Origin of the sequence: Rhizorhabdus dicambivorans (assembly GCF_002355275.1) — a bacterium.
GTDB classification, from domain to species: domain Bacteria; phylum Pseudomonadota; class Alphaproteobacteria; order Sphingomonadales; family Sphingomonadaceae; genus Rhizorhabdus; species Rhizorhabdus dicambivorans.
In genome coordinates this window covers 1385052-1400578 of sequence record NZ_CP023449.1, presented here as the reverse complement: position 1 = coordinate 1400578, position 15527 = coordinate 1385052, and the positions used below count along the sequence as shown (strand labels likewise).

Below are 15527 nucleotides of genomic sequence, written 5' to 3'. Positions count from 1 at the left end.
TTCACACAAACCCACATTTATGCTAATCTGGGTCACCGACTGATATTGGGGTCTAAACATGAGCCGCCTGACGATCGACATTTCCGACAAGCAGCATCAGAATCTGAAGGCCTTAGCCGCGCTGCAGGGCAAGACGATCAGGCAATATGCGATCGAACGCCTCTTCCCGGCCGATGCCGATGGCGATCACGCCTGGCAGGAACTGAAAGATCTGTTGGCGCAGCGTATCGCAGATGGCCTGGACGGGGCGACGTCCGCAAAGAGCATCGAAGCCATAGTCGATGAGGAACTGGGCCAGGAAAGCCGCGCTTGACCGCTGGCTATGTGCTTCTCGCTGCGGCGGAAGCCGACCTGAGGGCCATCGTCCGTTATACGCGGAAGCAATGGGGATCCGAGCAGGCGCGCAGCTACGTGACCAGACTGGCACAGGCTATCGAGACCATCGCTGCGGCACAGGGACCCTACCGCGATATGAACGCACTCTATCCCGGGCTGCGAATGGCCCGCTGCGAGCATCATTACATATTCTGCCTTCCCCGCGAGAAGGCCCCTGCCCTTATCGTTGCGATCTTCCACGAACGGATGGACCTGATCGCGCGGCTGGGCGACCGCTTGAAGTAGAGCTTGTTTCGCGGTTCAGGCCGATTCAACTTCAACCGATCAATATCTGGCGCCGGTCAGTCGACCTTCGCCAGGGTCACGCCTTCATATTTCGCATCGCTCGCGTCAAACACGGGCTGGAGCGTGAAATTGTCCGCGGTCAGCATGACGTTGTTGAGCCCGGCCAGCTTGAAGGCGCCCAGCTTCGGTTCGGTCGGCACCTTGCCGTCGCGCAGCACCACCACGCCGTCCATGAACGGGTCGTCATGCTTGGTGTAGAGGATGTGGGGCGCGATCGTCATGCTGGTGCGATTGTAGATCGCGGTGATGCACAGCTTGCGACGAACGGCCTGGGCGATGATCTGGGCGTCGCCCGACAGCGCCGGGCCCTCGGTGGGCGCGACGACGCGGCTGAGCGACAGGGTCTTGCGGGGTGTGGACATTGCACGGGCGATATCGGGGCCGGCACGACAAGGCAAGCATGCTGCGGTTCAGCCTGGCGTAAGCCACAGGGGGTAGACAGCCCTGATGGCCCGTCCGCTCCTCGCCCTCACGCTCCTCACCATGCCGCTGCTGGCTATGCTCCCCGACATCGCCCATGCCCAGCCGGAGGATGCCGAGCATCGCGCCGACCGGCTCCGCACGATCGAGCTCAATCGGGGCGCCCAGGGCGTGGTGAACCGCCGCGACCGCGCCAATGCCGGCGTCCGCGAGGCGAACCGCAAGGCGATGGAACGCTACGAACGCCAGCGCGCCGAGTGGCGCGAGCGGGTCGCGGCCTGCCGGGCGGGCGATTATGCGGCGTGCGAGCGGTAGCGACAACCGTCGCCCCGGCGGAGGCCGGGGCCGCAACAGGCCCCTGCCGCGACCCCGCGCCCTAGACCATGGCGGCCCCGTCCGCCGGGGCGACGCATGCAAAAGAAAAGGGCCGGAGTTTCCCCCGGCCCTGCCCCATCTCACATATTGGGATAGTTCGGCCCGCCGCCGCCTTCCGGCGTCACCCAGTTGATGTTCTGGGTGGGATCCTTGATGTCGCAGGTCTTGCAGTGGACGCAGTTCTGCGCGTTGATCTGCAGGCGCGGGCTGCCCTCCTCGCCGCCGACGATCTCATAGACGCCCGCCGGGCAGTAACGCTGCTCGGGCGCGTCGTAATAGGGCAGGTTGATGTCGATCGGGACCGAAGGGTCCTTGAGCTGGAGGTGAACCGGCTGGTCCTCCTCATGGTTGGTGTTCGACAGGAACACCGACGAGAGGCGATCGAAGCTGATCACGCCGTCGGGCTTGGGATAGTCGATCTTCGGCGCGATATCCTGGCGCCACATCCCCTCATTGTCCTTGTGGTGCTTGAGAGTGAAGGGCAGGCCGATGCCGAGATGCCGCATCCACATGTCGGCGCCCGCCAGCAGCGTGCCCGCGAAAGGGCCGAACTTGGCGATGAACGGCTCGGCGTTGCGGACGGTCTTCAGCTCCTTGGCGATCCAGCTCGCCTCCAGCGCCGCCGGATAGGCGGTCAGCTCGTCGCCCGAACGGTCGGCCGTCACCGCATCGAACGCCGCTTCCGCCGCCAGCATGCCGGACTTCATCGCGGTGTGGCTGCCCTTGATGCGCGGCACGTTGACGAAGCCCGCCGAGCAGCCGATCAGCGCGCCGCCGGGGAAGGTGAGCTTCGGGATCGCCTGCCAGCCGCCCTCGTTGATGGCGCGCGCGCCATAGGAGACGCGGCGGCCGCCCTCGAGGATCTCGCGAATCTTCGGGTGCTGCTTCCAGCGCTGGAATTCCTCGAACGGATAGACGTGCGGATTCTTGTAGCCAAGGCCGACGACGAAGCCGAGCGCCACCTGATTGTTCGCCTGATGGTAGAGGAAACCGCCGCCCACCTCGTCGCGCAGCGGCCAGCCCTGGGTGTGGATCACCTTGCCCGGCACATGCTTGTCGGCGGGGATGTCCCACAATTCCTTGATGCCGATCGCATAGGTCTGCGGCTGGCAATCGGCCTCCAGGTCGAAATGGCCCTTGAGCACCTTGGACAGGTGCCCGCGCACGCCCTCTGCGAAAAAGGTATAGCGCGCGTGCAGCTCCATGCCCGGCTGATAGTCGGGCTTGTGCTCGCCTTCGCGGCTGACGCCCATGTCGCCGGTCGCGACGCCCTTCACCGAGCCGTCCTCATTATAAAGGATCTCGGCGGCGGCGAAGCCGGGGAAGATCTCGACCCCCAGATTCTCGGCCTGTCCCGCCAGCCAGCGGCACAGATTGCCCAGCGAGAGCGTGTAGGTGCCCTTGTTGTGCATGAAGCTCGGCGTCGCGATGTGCGGCATCGAGAAGCTGTGCTTCGCGGTCAGGATCCAGTGATGGTTCTCGGTCACGGGCACGGTCAGGGGGCTGTCCATGTCGCGCCATTCGGGCAGCAGTTCGTCCAGCGCGATAGGATCGACCACCGCGCCCGACAATATGTGCGCGCCGACCTCGGATCCCTTCTCCAGCACGCAGACCGCGATCTCGCGGCCCGATTCGAGTGCCAGCTGCTTGAGGCGGATCGCCGCAGCGAGCCCCGCCGGCCCGGCGCCTACGATCACGACATCATAGGCCATCGATTCGCGGTTCGACATTTCCCTACCCTTGTCCTCTTCCCGGTGTCCCTACGATCCGGTCATCGCATCATCAAAACGTCATGCCCCAAAGCCGCTGCCGTCAGATTGACCTGTTCGTCAACCCCTCCCTTTAGTGCCGCTTATGGATTTGGGGGCAAATCTCGGTTCGACGGAGCATATCGCCAGCCTGATGGGGTGGTGGCACGAGGCCGGGCTCGACACGCTGATCGACGAGACGCCGCGCGACTGGCTCGCGAAGGCGGAGCGCCCCGCCGCGCCCATCCTCGCGGAGAGCGCCGCCCCTGCGCCCGCCGCTCCCGCGGTGCGGGCCGAACCGCCCCGCGCCGCGCCTCCGGCCGCTCCCTCCTTTCCCGACGATCTCGCGGCTTTCCAGACCTGGCTCACCACCAGCGAGGCGCTCGCCATGCCGCTTGCCGGGCGGGTCGCGCCGATGGGGGATCCCGCCTCCGGCCTGATGGTGCTGGTCGACCTGCCCGAGGCCGGCGATCCCGAAGCCGGCCGGCTGCTCAGCGGCCCCGAAGGGGCGCTGCTGGACGCGATGATCGGCGCGATGAAGCGCGACCGCCAGTCGCTCTACCTTTCCGCCATGGCGCCCGGCCGCCCGACCGGCGGCTATATCGACAAGGCGGCCGGCGCGCTGTTCAACGATCTGGCGCGCCACCATGTCGCGCTCGCCCGTCCTCGCGCGCTGCTGCTGATGGGTGAGGCCCCGTCGCGAGCCTTCCTCAATCTCGGTTTCGTGGAGGCGCGCGGGCGCGTCCATGATGTCCAGCTCTCCGGTGGCGCCACCCAGGCTGTAGCCACCTTTCACCCCCGAACCCTCCTGCAGCATCCCCAGCAGAAACGCCGTGCGTGGGAAGACCTGCAACTGCTGATGAAATTGCTCGGATGATGCTCAGACCACTGCTGCTTGCCGGCGCGATCGCCGCCGCCCTCCCCTCCATGGCTTCGGCCCAGAACGCGGTGCTTGTGCCGGCGGCGGCCGCCGGCCTCGCCGCCGCCGCCCAGCCGCTGCCGATCACCTCCGGCCTTACCGCCGACCAGCGCAGCCGCTATCGCGCGATCTTCGCCGCGATCCGTGCCAATGACTGGGCGACCGCCCAGGCCGGCATCGCCGCACTGCCCGGCGGCCCGCTGACCGACGTCGCCTCGGCCGAGCTGATCCTTGCCAAGGGATCGCCCAAGGCGAGCGACGAGAGCCTGACCGCGCTGCTCGGCACCGCGCCCGATCTGCCCCAGGCGGGCGAGGTGGCCGCCATCGCCTCGCGCCGTGGCCTCGCCACGCCGCTGCTGCCGGCCACGCGCGGGCTGGTCCGCATCGCCGGCCCCTCCAAGCGGCAGAGCGCCCGCTCGCTGCGTAACGACCGTGCTGCCGCGGCGCTGTCGCAGGTCGTGACGTCGCTGCTGCGCTGCGACCGGCCGAGCGAGGCCGAAGCGCTCGTCACTGCCGGTCTGGCCGATCTCTCGCCGGAAGCGCAGGCCGAATGGCTGCAGCGCACCGCCTGGGCCTATTATTTGTCGGGCGACGACGCGAACGCCCGCCGCGTCGCCGACCGCGCCCGCACCGGGCTCGGCGACTGGGCGGTGCAGGCGAGCTGGGTGTCGGGCCTTGCCGCGTGGCGCCAGAAGGACTGCGCCGCCGCCGGCACCGCCTTCGAGGAAGTCTCGACCCGCGCCCGCGATCCCGAGATGATCGCCGCCGGCCTGTACTGGACAAGCCGCGCCGACATGGCCTGCGCCCATCCCGAGCGGGTCGAGCCGCGCCTGCGTTCGGCGGCGCGGATGAAGGAGAGCTTCTACGGCATGGTCGCCCAGGCGGCGCTCGGCCTTTCCGACGACGCGGGCGGCAGCCTGAAGCTCACCGCCAATGACTGGTCGGCGATCGGCGCCATCGCCAATGTCCGCCGCGCCACTGCGCTGGCCGAGATCGGCGAGACCGAGCTGGCCGACGCGATGCTGCGCTACCAGGCCAGGATCGGCCTTGCCCGCGACCATGAATCGCTGATCCACCTCGCTGCCCGGCTCGACCTGCCGTCGACACAGATCTGGCTCGCCCAGAACGGCCCGTCGGGCGCGCAGCTGTCGGCAGCCGCTCGCTATCCGGTGCCGGCCTGGACGCCGGCCTCGGGCTGGCGCGTGGACAAGGCGCTGGTCTTCGCTCACGCCCTCCAGGAATCGCAGTTCAAGACCAACGCGGTCAGTTCGGCCGGAGCGCGCGGGGTGATGCAGCTCATGCCCGGCACCGCGCAGATGGTCGCCCGCCATCTCGGCCGCACCCTCGATGCCGGCGCGCTCAGCCAGCCCGCCACCAGCATCGAGCTGGGCCAGGCCTATCTGCGCGAGCTTGCCGACAGCAGTGGCACCGGCGGGCTGCTGCCCAAGGTGATCGCCGCCTATAATGCCGGGCCGACCTCGGTCGCCAACTGGAACGCGCGCGGCCGCAACCTCGCCGATCCGCTGCTGTTCATCGAATCGATCCCCTTCACGGAAACCCGCGCCTATGTCGCGATCGTGCTGCGGAACTACTGGATGTATCAGCGCCACACCGGCGCGAAGGCCCCCAGCCTGATGGCGATCAGCCAGGGCCTGTGGCCCCGCTTCCCCGGCCTCCCCGGCCGCGACGCGGTGCGGCTCACCTCGCTCGGCGCCACGGCGGCGGTGGACTAGGGTCGATTTTCAGGCACGCGATCCTGTACGATCGGATCCTGAAGCGATTATCACGCATCTGATCTAATGAATATCGGGCTTCCCGCGGGCGTGGCCGGCCTTGTCAGCGGTGGGCCGTTGGGCCATTCGCCGGCACGGGCCCTCACATCAGAACGGAAGATGGGATAGATGCGCGTCGATACTCTGCGCCAGCGTGCCAATGGCCTTGTGCAGATGGTGACGGCATGAGCGACCGGGCAAAGCGCTTCCGCGCCGTGCTGGAGGCGCGGGCGGGAACGGTCATACCGGGCTGCCACGATGCGCTCGGCGCACGCCTGATCGAACAGGCGGGTTTCCCGATCGCCTATATGTCGGGCTTCGCGGTAAGCGGTACGCTCGGCCTGCCGGATATCGGGCTGATGCCGCTCGCCGAAATGGCCCGCCGAACCGCCGAAGTCGCGGGCTCGATCAGCCTTCCCTTCTTCGTCGACGCCGACAACGGCTATGGCGATGCCCGGGCCACGGCGGATACCGTCCGGCAGCTCGAAGGCGCCGGCGCGGTGGGCGTGCATATCGACGATCAGATATTGCCAAGGCCCGCCGGCGCATCGAAGGCGCTGGTTCCGATCGAAGACATGCAGGCCAAGATCGCCGCGGCGTGCGGCGCTCGAACCTCGCCGGATTTCACCGTCATCGGCCGCACCGATGCCATGGCGACCGACGGTTTCGAGGCCGCGCTTCACCGCGCCGAAGCCTTGCAAGAGGCCGGCGCGGATGCCTTGATGATGATGTATCTCACCGATCGCGCCCAGGTGATCGACGCCGTCAAACGGCTCCGCAAGCCGCTGGTGCTGGTCGTAACCGAAACGGCGCGCAAGAGCTTCCGGGCCGAGGAGTTGGTGGGCGCTGGCCATGCCGCCGTGATCTACACCTTGTCGACGCTGCTGGCATCGCTGGCAGCCCAGCGTGCCGTGCTCGCCAATCTCGCCCAGGCGGGCGACACCGAGGACTCCATCCCCCACATGATGCCGATGGATGAGGTGCGGCCGCTCACGGGCCTGCGCTGAATATTCCTTGGAGCGATTTCTAAGCAGATTAAGACATCTGCCGACTCGGAAATCGCGGTGAACCACTCTAGGTTCGGACATCGCACAAAAACCGATAGGCTGGAAGAATGCGATCGATGCATCGGATCGGCAAAGGCGCTACGCGGTATCGAAACATCAAACCCGGCCGTCGCCGGGCTCGCGGGTGAACAGCAATGCCGATCAAGGAAGACCTTCCCTTTCACCCTGTTCGCATCGCGGTCCTCACCGTGTCCGACTCGCGTGATCTGTCCACCGACAGGTCGGGCGACACGCTCGCGGCCCGCATCGAAACGGCGGGCCATATCCTCGCCGATCGGGCGATCGTCACCGACGACGTCGATCATATCGTCGCCCGCCTCCACGGCTGGATCGACGATCCCCAGGTCGATTGCGTCATCACCACCGGCGGCACCGGCGTCACCGGCCGGGACGTCACGCCCGAGGCGCTGGCGCGCGTCTGGGACAAGGAGATACCCGGCTTCGGCGAACTGTTCCGCTGGCTCAGCTATGCCAAGATCGGCACCTCGACGATCCAGTCCCGCGCCACCGCCTGCGTCGCGCGCGGCACCTATATCTTCGCGCTCCCCGGCTCGACCGGCGCGGTCAAGGATGGCTGGGACGACATCCTCGTCCACCAGCTCGACAGCCGCCACATGCCCTGCAACTTCGTCGAACTGATGCCCAGGCTGATGGAAAGGTAACCACAAGCGTCGCCCCGGCGGAGGCCGGGGCCGCAGGCGTTTGCCACGGCGTCACCGCAAGAGCCTCTTACGGCCCCGGCCTCCGCCGGGGCGACACACACTCACGCTATTTTCAATCCTTCCAGATTCATCGCCTTGGTCAGCTTCGCATTCTCCTCCTCGGTCAGAAGGCCGCGCAGCTTCGGGAACATCCGCTCCTCCTCCTCGCGCATATGATCCTCCAGCATCGCGCGGAAGTCGCCGATCTTGCTCAGGAATAGCGGGTGGTCGGCGGCCATGTTGCCGAGCTCGAACAGATATTGCTTCACATAGCCATGGTCGCCGTTGAGCTTGTCGGCCTCCGCGACCTGGCCGTGGGTGCGCAGCGTCGCATAGACCGCATTCTCCTCCTCGATCGCATGCTTGGCCAGCGCATGGCCGATCTGGGTGAGCAGGATCGAGCGGCGGGTGGTATGCTTATCCTCGGTCGCCTGGATCGCGTCGAACAGCTTGAGCACCGCCTGATGCTCGGCGGCCAGCGCATCGTCCCATTCGCCCGCCATGAAGGTCGGCGCCTGGACGAACATCTTGCGCACGGCATTGGCGGCGAGCCCGGCGGTCAGCCCGGCCGCCGCGCCAATCGCGAAGCTGCGGGTGGTCTTTTCCTCCAACATGGCATTCTCCTGCGTTTCGGGGATTGGCCGGAGAACGATCGAACCCGAACACGGTTGCGGAATCGCAGGCGAAACAAGCGGTTAAGAAACCACCCCCCCATCTCAGCCACGCAAGTCCGAGGTGACGATCGCTCCTAGAACAAGCTCAATTGATCCGTCGGGACCCGGAACAGGTCGGTGCGCAGTTCGAAGCGGACCTGGTTCAGCCCATGCTTGCGGCAGGCCAGCTTGAAACGGGCGTGCAGCGCGGCAGCATAGGCACCGTTCGGCCGAAAGCGCTTGTGGAAGTCTGGCTCGTTGTCGCGCCCGCCGCGCATACCCTGGATCAGCGCCATCACCTTGGCCGCGCGATCGGGATAATGGACCGCCAGCCATTCGCGGAACAGCGGCGCCACCTCGTGCGGCAGCCGCACCGCCAGCGAGAAGGCGTTGCGCGCGCCCGCCTCCGCCCCGGCCTCGACGATCGCCTCGATCTCATGGTCGGTGATGGCGGGCACGATCGGCGCGACGCTGATCGAGGTCGGTATCCCGACCTTGGACAGCGCCGCGATCGCCGCGATCCGCTGGCGCGGCGACGAGGCGCGCGGCTCCATGATCCGCGCCAGCGTCGGGTCCAGCGTCGTCACCGACATCATCACCGAGACGAGCCCCTTCTCCGCCATCGGCCCGAGCAGGTCGATGTCGCGGACGATCCGCGCCGATTTGGTGGTGATCCCCAGCGGATGGTCATGCTCGGCCAGCACCTCGACGATCGATCGCATGATCCGCCAGCGCTGCTCGATCGGCTGATAGGGATCGGTGTTGGTACCCATCGCCAGCGGCGCGCAGCGATAGCCGGGTCTGGCCAGCTCCTTGCGCAGCAGCGCCGCCGCATCGGGCTTGGCGAACAGCTTCGTCTCGAAATCGAGGCCCGGCGACAGGTTCTGATAGGCGTGGGTCGGCCGCGCGAAGCAATAGATGCAGCCATGCTCGCAGCCGCGATAGGGGTTGATCGAGCGATCGAACGAGATGTCGGGAGACTGGTTGCGGGTGATGATCGTGCGCGGATGCTCGATCGTCACCTCGGTGCGCGGCGGCGGTCCCTCGCCATCGATGCCATCGCGCAGGTCGAGCCAGTCGCCATCGCTTTCGCGCCCCTTGTCGTCGAACCGCGCGCTGGGCGCCGCGCTGATCGCGCCCCGGCCCTTGATGGCCGGGGGCAGCGGGGATGGCGAGTCGTCCATTGTTGGAACATATAGAGAACAAATAGGCTCTTGAACAGCCCTCTCGACCATAGGATCGTCACCCGGGGGCTTAGCTCGGCGTGGCGAATCCGATTGCGGAAATCCTATTCTGCGGTCTTGGCCTTGCCGTCGCCCTTGGTCTCGGCCTCAGCCTTGGCCTCGCCGCCGATCAGCCCGCCCTGCTTGCGATATTTGCCGATCCAGTCGATCACCGCGCGGCCGGTGGCGTTGAGCAGCGGGTGGGTGCGGGACTGGCGCATCCAGTTCGGCCGCTCGGCCGTCACGCCATAGAGCGTGTCATAGCCGAGGTTGATCAGCAGATAGGCCAGGGTGACGACGATGAGTCCCTTCAGCGCACCGAAGCCGAAGCCCAGCACCCGGTCGAGCGGCCCCAGCACCGAGCTCCGCGTCCGCTGGCCGAGCGAGGCCGCCACCAGCTTGCCGCCAGCATAGACGATCAGGAAGACCAGCGCGAAGGCCAGCACGCTGGCGCCGCTGGGATTCCCGACGACATGGAACAGCAGTTTCGTCGCGGGCTCGTGGAACAGCTTGAGCGCCACGATCGCCGCGACCCAGGCGAACAGCGCGATCACCTCGGTCACGAAGCCGCGCATCATGCCGAAGATGCCGCCGCCGAAGATCGCCAGCAGCACGATGATGTCGAGACCGGTCAGGCCGTGCATGGAGTGGACCCTGCACAAAGGCGGTCGCCCCGGCGGAGGCCGGGGCCGTCGGAGATTGCGCGGACGGCGGACCGCAGGAGCCCGTTACGGCCCCGGCCTCCGCCGGGGCGACGAATTAGCTGAATGTGCCGCATAGTCGGCCCTAGCTATCGCCGCCCGAGAATATGGTCAACGAGCGCGCCGAGCGTCGCGAAGCTCTCCTGCCGCATCCCCTTGGGCGCGGCCTCCTTCGCGGCGGGCGCCCAGACCTTGGCGAAGCCCAGCTTCGCGGCCTCCTTCAGCCGCAGCCCCGCATGGGCCACCGGCCGCACCTCGCCCGACAGCGCTACCTCGCCGAAGGCGATGCAGTCGGTCGGCACCGGCCGCTCGGCCAGCGCGGAAACCAGGGCCGCCGCCACCGCGATGTCGGCCGCCGGATCGGACACGCGATAGCCGCCGGCGATGTTCAGATAGACCTCGGCGGTCGAGAAGCTCAGCCCGCAGCGCGCCTCCAGCACCGCCAGGATCATCGCCAGCCTTCCTGAATCCCAGCCGACCACCGCGCGGCGCGGCGTCGCCCCGCTCTGCAGCCGCACCACCAGCGCCTGGATTTCGACCAGCACCGGCCGCGTCCCCTCCATCGCCGGGAAGACGGTGGCGCCGCTCACGCCCTCGCTGCGCGCGGTGAGGAACAGCGCGCTGGGGTTGGCGACCTCGTCCAGCCCCTGCTCGGCCATCGCGAAGACGCCGATCTCGTCGGTGCCGCCGAAGCGGTTCTTCACCGCACGCAGGATGCGATACTGGTGGCTGCGCTCGCCCTCGAAGCTCAGCACCGTGTCGACCATATGCTCCAGCACGCGCGGGCCCGCGATCGATCCGTCCTTGGTGACATGGCCGACCAGCACCAGCGCGGTGCCGCGTTCCTTGGCGAAGCGGATCAGTTCCTGCGCGGAGGCGCGGACCTGGCTCACCGTGCCCGGCGCGCCCTCGATCTGGTCGCTGTGCATCGTCTGGATCGAATCGATCACCAGCAGCGAAGGCGCCATCCTGTCGACCGTGGCGAGGATATCGCGCACCGATGTCGCCGAGGCGAGCTGCACCGGCGCCTGCCCGAGGCCGAGCCGCCGCGCGCGCAGCCGCACCTGGTCCGCCGCCTCCTCGCCCGAGATATAGGCGACCGGCTGCCCCGCCATGGCCATCCGCGCCGCCGCCTGCAGCAGCAGGGTTGACTTGCCGATGCCGGGATCGCCGCCGATCAGCGTCGCCGAGCCCGGCACCAGCCCCCCGCCCAGCGCGCGGTCGAACTCGGCGATGCCGGTCGCCCAGCGCTGGGGCAGCGGGATATCGGCGTCGAGCCCGACCATCTGGATCGCCCGCCCGCCACTGCGCAGGTCATGCTTGGCCGCGAAGACGGTGACGTTCGCTGTCTCCTCGATCATCGAATTCCACTCGCCGCAATCGGCGCATTGCCCCTGCCAGCGCGTCGCCACGCTGCCGCAGGCCTGACAGACATAGCGCTTCTGCGGTTTGGCCATGGCGTTCCTTCATCGGCTTGAACAACGAACAAAAGGGGTACATGATCGCCCCCATCATGACAAGCGACTCCGACGAACTATCCGCCCGCGCCCATGTCATCCGGTTGCTGGCCCGGCCGCCGGAGCGCAAGGGCTATCCCGTTTCCCCCGCCAACCGCCTGGCCTGGGCCCGCGCTACCGAGCTTGAGCGGCGGCGCATGCTCAAGGATTGCGGCTGGCTATGAACCACCCCCCACCGTCACCCCGGACTTGATCCCGGGTCCCGCTGCCTTGTCCGCCATCGAAGAAAGAAGCGGGGCCCGGGTCAAGCCCGGGGCGACGACGGGATTAGGCAGACGCCCTCCCTTGGCAGCCCCCCCCAAACATGGCTAAGCCCCTGCCATGAAGGAGAAGGAGCTCCGGCTCGCGCTGGTCTGCTATGGCGGGGTCAGCCTGGCCGTCTACATGCACGGGATCACCAAGGAGCTGTGGCGCCTCGTCCGCGCCAGCCGTGCCTTCCATGACGGGGCGGCCCCCGGCGCCGGCAGCGAGACGGTCTATCGCGATCTGCTCGCCCGGATCGAAAGCGGCGAGGGGCTCAGGGTCCGCGTCCTGATCGATGTCATCGCGGGCGCCAGCGCGGGCGGGCTGAACGGTGTGTTCCTCGGCCATGCCATCTCCACGGGCCAGTCGCTGGAGCCGCTCACCCAGCTCTGGCTCGAGCGCGCCGATGTCGAGGTGCTGCTCGATCCAGACGCGCGGCCGCTGCGCTGGTTCAGCAAGCTCTGGGCGCTGCCCTTCGCCTGGGCGCTCGCGCGCAAGCGCGGCGGCACGGTCGAGCGCACCGTCTCGGCCGAGACGCGCGCCGAGGTGCGCCGCAAGCTGTCCGGCTTCGTCCGCGCCCGCTGGTTCCACCCGCCCTTCGGCGGCGTCACCTTCAGCAGCCTGATCATGGACGCCTTCGAGGCGATGGCGAGGGGCCCCGTCGGCCCTCCCCTGCTGCCCGATCGCCAGCCGCTCGACGTGTCGGTGACGGTCACCGATTTCCATGGCTACAACCAGCGGCTGCGCCTCCACAGCCCGGCATTGGCCGAGGAACGCGAACATCGCCTGACCATCACCTTCACCGACCGCGGCATGGCCATGGGTCGGGACAGGCGCCACCTCGCCGATCCCGCCGAACTGACCTTCGCCGGACGCGCCACCGCCAGCTTCCCCGGCGCCTTCCCCCCGTTCAACGTCGCGGAGATCGACACGGTGCTGAAGGGGCGCAAGCGCGACTGGCCGGGCCGCGAGGCGTTTCTCGACCGCATCTTCCCGGCGACGGCGGCCAGCGGCAGCCCGGAGGATCTTGTCCTGATCGACGGCTCGGTGCTCGCCAACGCGCCGTTCCGCCCGGCGATCGAGGCGCTGCGCAACCGCCCCGCCCGGCGCGAGGTCGACCGGCGATTCGTCTATCTCGATCCGACCGCCAATGTGCAGGCGCCGCCGGAACGCTCGCGGGAGGGGCTGGTCCGCCTCCCCGGCTTCTTCGCCACCATCTTCGGCGCGATGTCCACCATCCCGCGCGAACAGCCGATCCGCGACAATCTGGAGCTGATCGAGCAGCGTTCGATCCGCATCGCCCAGACCCGGCGGATCATCGAGGCGATCCGCGGCGAAGTGAACATGGCGGTCGAAAGCGCCATGGGCCGCAGGATCCTCCTCTACCGGCCCAGCGTCGCGCGGATCGGGGCGTGGCGCGCCCGCGCGCATGAACAGGCCGCCAGGCAGGCCGGCTTCACTTATGCCGGCTATGGCCAGCTCAAGCTCAACCTGATCGCCGATGAGCTGGCCTCGACCATCGCCCTGCTCGGCAGCAGCGACGACAGCGCCGCGCGCCAGGCCATACGCACCGCGCTGGGCGCGCATCTCCGGGCGCTGGGCTTCGAGGAGGCCGACGCGCTGAGCGGCGGCGTGACGAGCGGCGATCTGGTCGCCTTCCTGCGCCGCCACGATCTCGGCTTCCGCATCCGCCGGCTGCGCTTCCTGGCGGATCGGCTGACCGAGATCGAGGGTGGCGACGGCGGCAGCGACGAGGCCGCGCTGCAGGCCGCGCGCGAGGCCGTCTACGGTTCGCTCGCCCCGTTCCTCAGCCTGCAGATGCGCGATCATTACGAGCCGCCCGTGACGGCTGCGGCGGGTCGCTTCCTCGACGATCCCGAAGCGGCGCTCGATGGCATCGGCGCCGCGCGCAATCTGGAGGCGCTCGACCTGGAGACCGACCAGGCGATCGCCGGCGTCCTGCCGCGCCTCGCGAAGTCCGACCGGCGCGCGCTGCTGCTCGCCTATCTCGGCTTCAGCTTCTACGACATCGCCACCCTGTCGCTGATGCGGCCGCAGGGCGCGCAGGAATTCCACGCCATCCAGGTCGATCGCATCTCACCCGACGATGCCGGCTCGATCCGCGCGGGCGGCGCCGTGGCGACGCTCAAGGGCATCGAGTTCAATCTGTTCGGCGCCTTCTTCAGCCGCGCCTATCGCGAGAACGACTATCTGTGGGGCCGCCTCCACGGCGCCGAGCGGATGGTTGACGTGCTGGTTTCGACCGTGCCGGGCGGGCTTCCGGCGGACGAGCTCGCCGCGATCAAGCACAGCCTGTTCCGCGCCGTCCTCGACGAGGAACGCGGCCGCCTGACCGCGATCCCCGACCAGATCGCGACGATCGACGCGGAGGTGGCTCGGCTCGCGCCATCCTGACCGTCCCGGGCTTGTTCAGGCTCGTTCGACGGAAGAAGCCGGGGCCCCGGGTCAAGCCCGGGGCGACAATGAGGTAATCACTTCCATCTCTCGTCATCCCGAGCTTGACCCGGGATCCAGCTTCTTTCCAACGCTGCGCTAAGGGGAGGAGGCAGGCAGAACCCGCTCTCCAAACTTCACAAATCGTCGACGCTCTTGCTGACCAGGATGTTCACCGCGACGCGGCGGTTCTGCGCCTTGCCTTCCTCGGTCTCGTTGCTCGCCGCCGGGTCCGCCGTGGCCATCCCCGTCGGGGTCAGCATGCGGTAGGGCTTCCAGCCGCAGACCTGCTGGAGATAGTTGATCACCCGGTTCGCCCGCTTCTCGCTGAGCTGCTGGTTGACCTCCTCGGTGCCCGTCGAATCGGTATAGCCGACTACCAGCATCAGCGCGTTCTCGGTGGACTGGGCCGTGCTTGCCGTCGAGCAGAGATTGGCCTTGTCCTCGGCGGACAACTCCGCCTTGCCGGTGTCGAAATGCACGTTGGTCGTACTCTTGATGTTATATTTGTCGATATCGCCCATGCGCCCGCGCAGCGCCTCGGTGGCGGCGGTCTGCTCCACGAAGCGTTGCTCCGTCGCGTTGCGGATCATCGTGGCGGTCTTCAGATCGGTGTTGCGGAAGGCAATCTGGCTCGCCACCAGGCCCGAAGAACCATCCGCCGGCTGAAGCGTCTTGACGGTCACGGGCAGGCCGTTGAGCAGCGAATCCGCGCCCAGCTTGCCGCTGCTGCTACCGAACAGGCCCGAGGCGGCCTTGATCTTGGTCGCATCGTTGACGAAGACGAGGGTACTGCCGCCGTTGGCGGTGGCAACCTTCACCTGCTCGCCCTTGCGCGCCGAGATGACACCCTTGATCTCCGGCCCCTTGACCATCGGCCCCTGGGGCGGGCGGACGCCTTCGACGACGATATAGGGATCCGCGGCCTGCGGCTGCGCGGACAGGACTCCGGGCAGAGGCAGGGCCAGCACGGCAAGCAGCAACCCGAATTTCGGCCTTTTGGAAATGACAGGCATAGAGCGACTCCTTCATCCTTCTCCAGGTATCGCTGGG

The 15527-nt window shown here is 67.8% G+C and carries 16 protein-coding genes; 9 read left to right on the top strand and 7 right to left on the bottom strand.

Translation table 11 applies throughout. The annotated features are described in order from the left end of the window. Positions 1-58 precede the first annotated feature (58 nt). Together CMV14_RS06680 and CMV14_RS06675 are read left to right on the top strand one after the other, a co-directional pair. Complete coding sequence (locus tag CMV14_RS06680; RefSeq protein ID WP_066960834.1) at positions 59-313, top strand: type II TA system antitoxin, ParD family; 255 nt, start codon at positions 59-61, stop codon at positions 311-313. Beyond that, on the top strand, positions 310-621 hold the full coding sequence (locus CMV14_RS06675) for a type II toxin-antitoxin system RelE/ParE family toxin (RefSeq protein ID WP_066960836.1): 312 nt from the start codon (positions 310-312) through the stop codon (positions 619-621). The genes CMV14_RS06680 and CMV14_RS06675 overlap by 4 nt, the downstream gene beginning before the upstream one ends. Positions 622-677: 56 nt before the next feature. Here CMV14_RS06675 and CMV14_RS06670 read toward each other — a convergent pair whose 3' ends face one another. After that, on the bottom strand, positions 678-1043 hold the full coding sequence (locus tag CMV14_RS06670; protein WP_083215732.1) for a hypothetical protein: 366 nt from the start codon (positions 1041-1043) through the stop codon (positions 678-680). Between the two features lie 85 nt (positions 1044-1128). Between CMV14_RS06670 and CMV14_RS06665 the strand changes: the two genes are divergently transcribed. Continuing rightward, positions 1129-1416, top strand: coding sequence for a hypothetical protein (locus CMV14_RS06665; RefSeq protein WP_066960839.1), 288 nt, complete (start codon positions 1129-1131; stop codon positions 1414-1416). Positions 1417-1556: 140 nt separating this feature from the next. On the opposite strand, the gene CMV14_RS06660 is transcribed toward CMV14_RS06665, so the two are convergent. Further along, positions 1557-3206 carry an electron transfer flavoprotein-ubiquinone oxidoreductase gene (locus CMV14_RS06660; protein WP_066960842.1) on the bottom strand — a complete coding sequence of 550 codons (1650 nt, stop codon included), beginning with the start codon at positions 3204-3206 and terminating at the stop codon, positions 1557-1559. A 124-nt stretch (positions 3207-3330) separates the two neighbouring features. Here CMV14_RS06660 and CMV14_RS06655 point away from each other — a divergent pair, with 124 nt between their 5' ends. From CMV14_RS06655 to moaB, 4 genes are all read left to right on the top strand, one after another. Beyond that, positions 3331-4101 (top strand): uracil-DNA glycosylase, encoded by a 771-nt coding sequence (locus CMV14_RS06655; RefSeq protein WP_066960846.1) that lies wholly within the window; start codon positions 3331-3333, stop codon positions 4099-4101. Continuing rightward, entirely contained in the window at positions 4098-5876 is a 1779-nt protein-coding gene (locus CMV14_RS06650) for a lytic transglycosylase domain-containing protein (protein ID WP_238147213.1), read from the top strand. The genes CMV14_RS06655 and CMV14_RS06650 overlap by 4 nt, the downstream gene beginning before the upstream one ends. A 224-nt stretch (positions 5877-6100) precedes the next feature. Continuing rightward, positions 6101-6922 (top strand): isocitrate lyase/PEP mutase family protein, encoded by an 822-nt coding sequence (locus CMV14_RS06645; RefSeq protein ID WP_066960849.1) that lies wholly within the window; start codon positions 6101-6103, stop codon positions 6920-6922. Positions 6923-7116: 194 nt separating this feature from the next. Then, the gene (gene moaB / locus CMV14_RS06640; protein WP_066960851.1) at positions 7117-7644 is read left to right on the top strand and encodes a molybdenum cofactor biosynthesis protein B; all 528 of its coding nucleotides are present in this window, start codon (positions 7117-7119) and stop codon (positions 7642-7644) included. A gap of 101 nt (positions 7645-7745) precedes the next feature. Here moaB and CMV14_RS06635 read toward each other — a convergent pair whose 3' ends face one another. The 4 genes from CMV14_RS06635 to radA all read right to left on the bottom strand — a co-directional run bounded on the left by CMV14_RS06635 (position 7746) and on the right by radA (position 11717). Continuing rightward, positions 7746-8297 carry a hemerythrin domain-containing protein gene (locus CMV14_RS06635; protein ID WP_066960854.1) on the bottom strand — a complete coding sequence of 184 codons (552 nt, stop codon included), beginning with the start codon at positions 8295-8297 and terminating at the stop codon, positions 7746-7748. A gap of 134 nt (positions 8298-8431) precedes the next feature. Continuing rightward, positions 8432-9520 carry a PA0069 family radical SAM protein gene (locus tag CMV14_RS06630; protein WP_083215733.1) on the bottom strand — a complete coding sequence of 363 codons (1089 nt, stop codon included), beginning with the start codon at positions 9518-9520 and terminating at the stop codon, positions 8432-8434. A gap of 104 nt (positions 9521-9624) precedes the next feature. Beyond that, positions 9625-10203 (bottom strand): CvpA family protein, encoded by a 579-nt coding sequence (locus tag CMV14_RS06625; protein ID WP_066960856.1) that lies wholly within the window; start codon positions 10201-10203, stop codon positions 9625-9627. Positions 10204-10349: 146 nt separating this feature from the next. After that, on the bottom strand, positions 10350-11717 hold the full coding sequence (gene radA, locus CMV14_RS06620; protein ID WP_066960859.1) for a DNA repair protein RadA: 1368 nt from the start codon (positions 11715-11717) through the stop codon (positions 10350-10352). A gap of 17 nt (positions 11718-11734) precedes the next feature. On the opposite strand from radA, the gene CMV14_RS06615 reads away from it, so the two are divergent. Together CMV14_RS06615 and CMV14_RS06610 are read left to right on the top strand one after the other, a co-directional pair. Beyond that, positions 11735-11941 (top strand): hypothetical protein, encoded by a 207-nt coding sequence (locus CMV14_RS06615; protein ID WP_139114686.1) that lies wholly within the window; start codon positions 11735-11737, stop codon positions 11939-11941. Positions 11942-12098: 157 nt separating this feature from the next. After that, positions 12099-14435 (top strand): patatin-like protein, encoded by a 2337-nt coding sequence (locus CMV14_RS06610; protein WP_066960864.1) that lies wholly within the window; start codon positions 12099-12101, stop codon positions 14433-14435. A gap of 176 nt (positions 14436-14611) precedes the next feature. Here the strand turns inward: CMV14_RS06610 and CMV14_RS06605 are convergent, their stop codons facing one another. Next, positions 14612-15490 carry an OmpA family protein gene (locus CMV14_RS06605; protein ID WP_066960867.1) on the bottom strand — a complete coding sequence of 293 codons (879 nt, stop codon included), beginning with the start codon at positions 15488-15490 and terminating at the stop codon, positions 14612-14614. Positions 15491-15527 lie beyond the last annotated feature (37 nt).

Bases quoted from the DNA above. Each gene is read 5' to 3' on its own strand.
- moaB (WP_066960851.1), top strand. From the start codon at position 7,117: ATGCCGATCAAGGAAGACCTTCCCTTTCACCCTGTTCGCATCGCGGTC.
- CMV14_RS06625 (WP_066960856.1), bottom strand. From the start codon at position 10,203: ATGCACGGCCTGACCGGTCTCGACATCATCGTGCTGCTGGCGATCTTC.
- radA (WP_066960859.1), bottom strand. From the start codon at position 11,717: ATGGCCAAACCGCAGAAGCGCTATGTCTGTCAGGCCTGCGGCAGCGTG.
- CMV14_RS06650 (WP_238147213.1), top strand. From the start codon at position 4,098: ATGATGCTCAGACCACTGCTGCTTGCCGGCGCGATCGCCGCCGCCCTC.
- CMV14_RS06665 (WP_066960839.1), top strand. From the start codon at position 1,129: ATGGCCCGTCCGCTCCTCGCCCTCACGCTCCTCACCATGCCGCTGCTG.
- CMV14_RS06660 (WP_066960842.1), bottom strand. From the start codon at position 3,206: ATGTCGAACCGCGAATCGATGGCCTATGATGTCGTGATCGTAGGCGCC.
- CMV14_RS06635 (WP_066960854.1), bottom strand. From the start codon at position 8,297: ATGTTGGAGGAAAAGACCACCCGCAGCTTCGCGATTGGCGCGGCGGCC.
- CMV14_RS06645 (WP_066960849.1), top strand. From the start codon at position 6,101: ATGAGCGACCGGGCAAAGCGCTTCCGCGCCGTGCTGGAGGCGCGGGCG.
- CMV14_RS06605 (WP_066960867.1), bottom strand. From the start codon at position 15,490: ATGCCTGTCATTTCCAAAAGGCCGAAATTCGGGTTGCTGCTTGCCGTG.
- CMV14_RS06630 (WP_083215733.1), bottom strand. From the start codon at position 9,520: ATGGACGACTCGCCATCCCCGCTGCCCCCGGCCATCAAGGGCCGGGGC.
- CMV14_RS06610 (WP_066960864.1), top strand. From the start codon at position 12,099: ATGAAGGAGAAGGAGCTCCGGCTCGCGCTGGTCTGCTATGGCGGGGTC.
- CMV14_RS06655 (WP_066960846.1), top strand. From the start codon at position 3,331: ATGGATTTGGGGGCAAATCTCGGTTCGACGGAGCATATCGCCAGCCTG.
- CMV14_RS06680 (WP_066960834.1), top strand. From the start codon at position 59: ATGAGCCGCCTGACGATCGACATTTCCGACAAGCAGCATCAGAATCTG.
- CMV14_RS06670 (WP_083215732.1), bottom strand. From the start codon at position 1,043: ATGTCCACACCCCGCAAGACCCTGTCGCTCAGCCGCGTCGTCGCGCCC.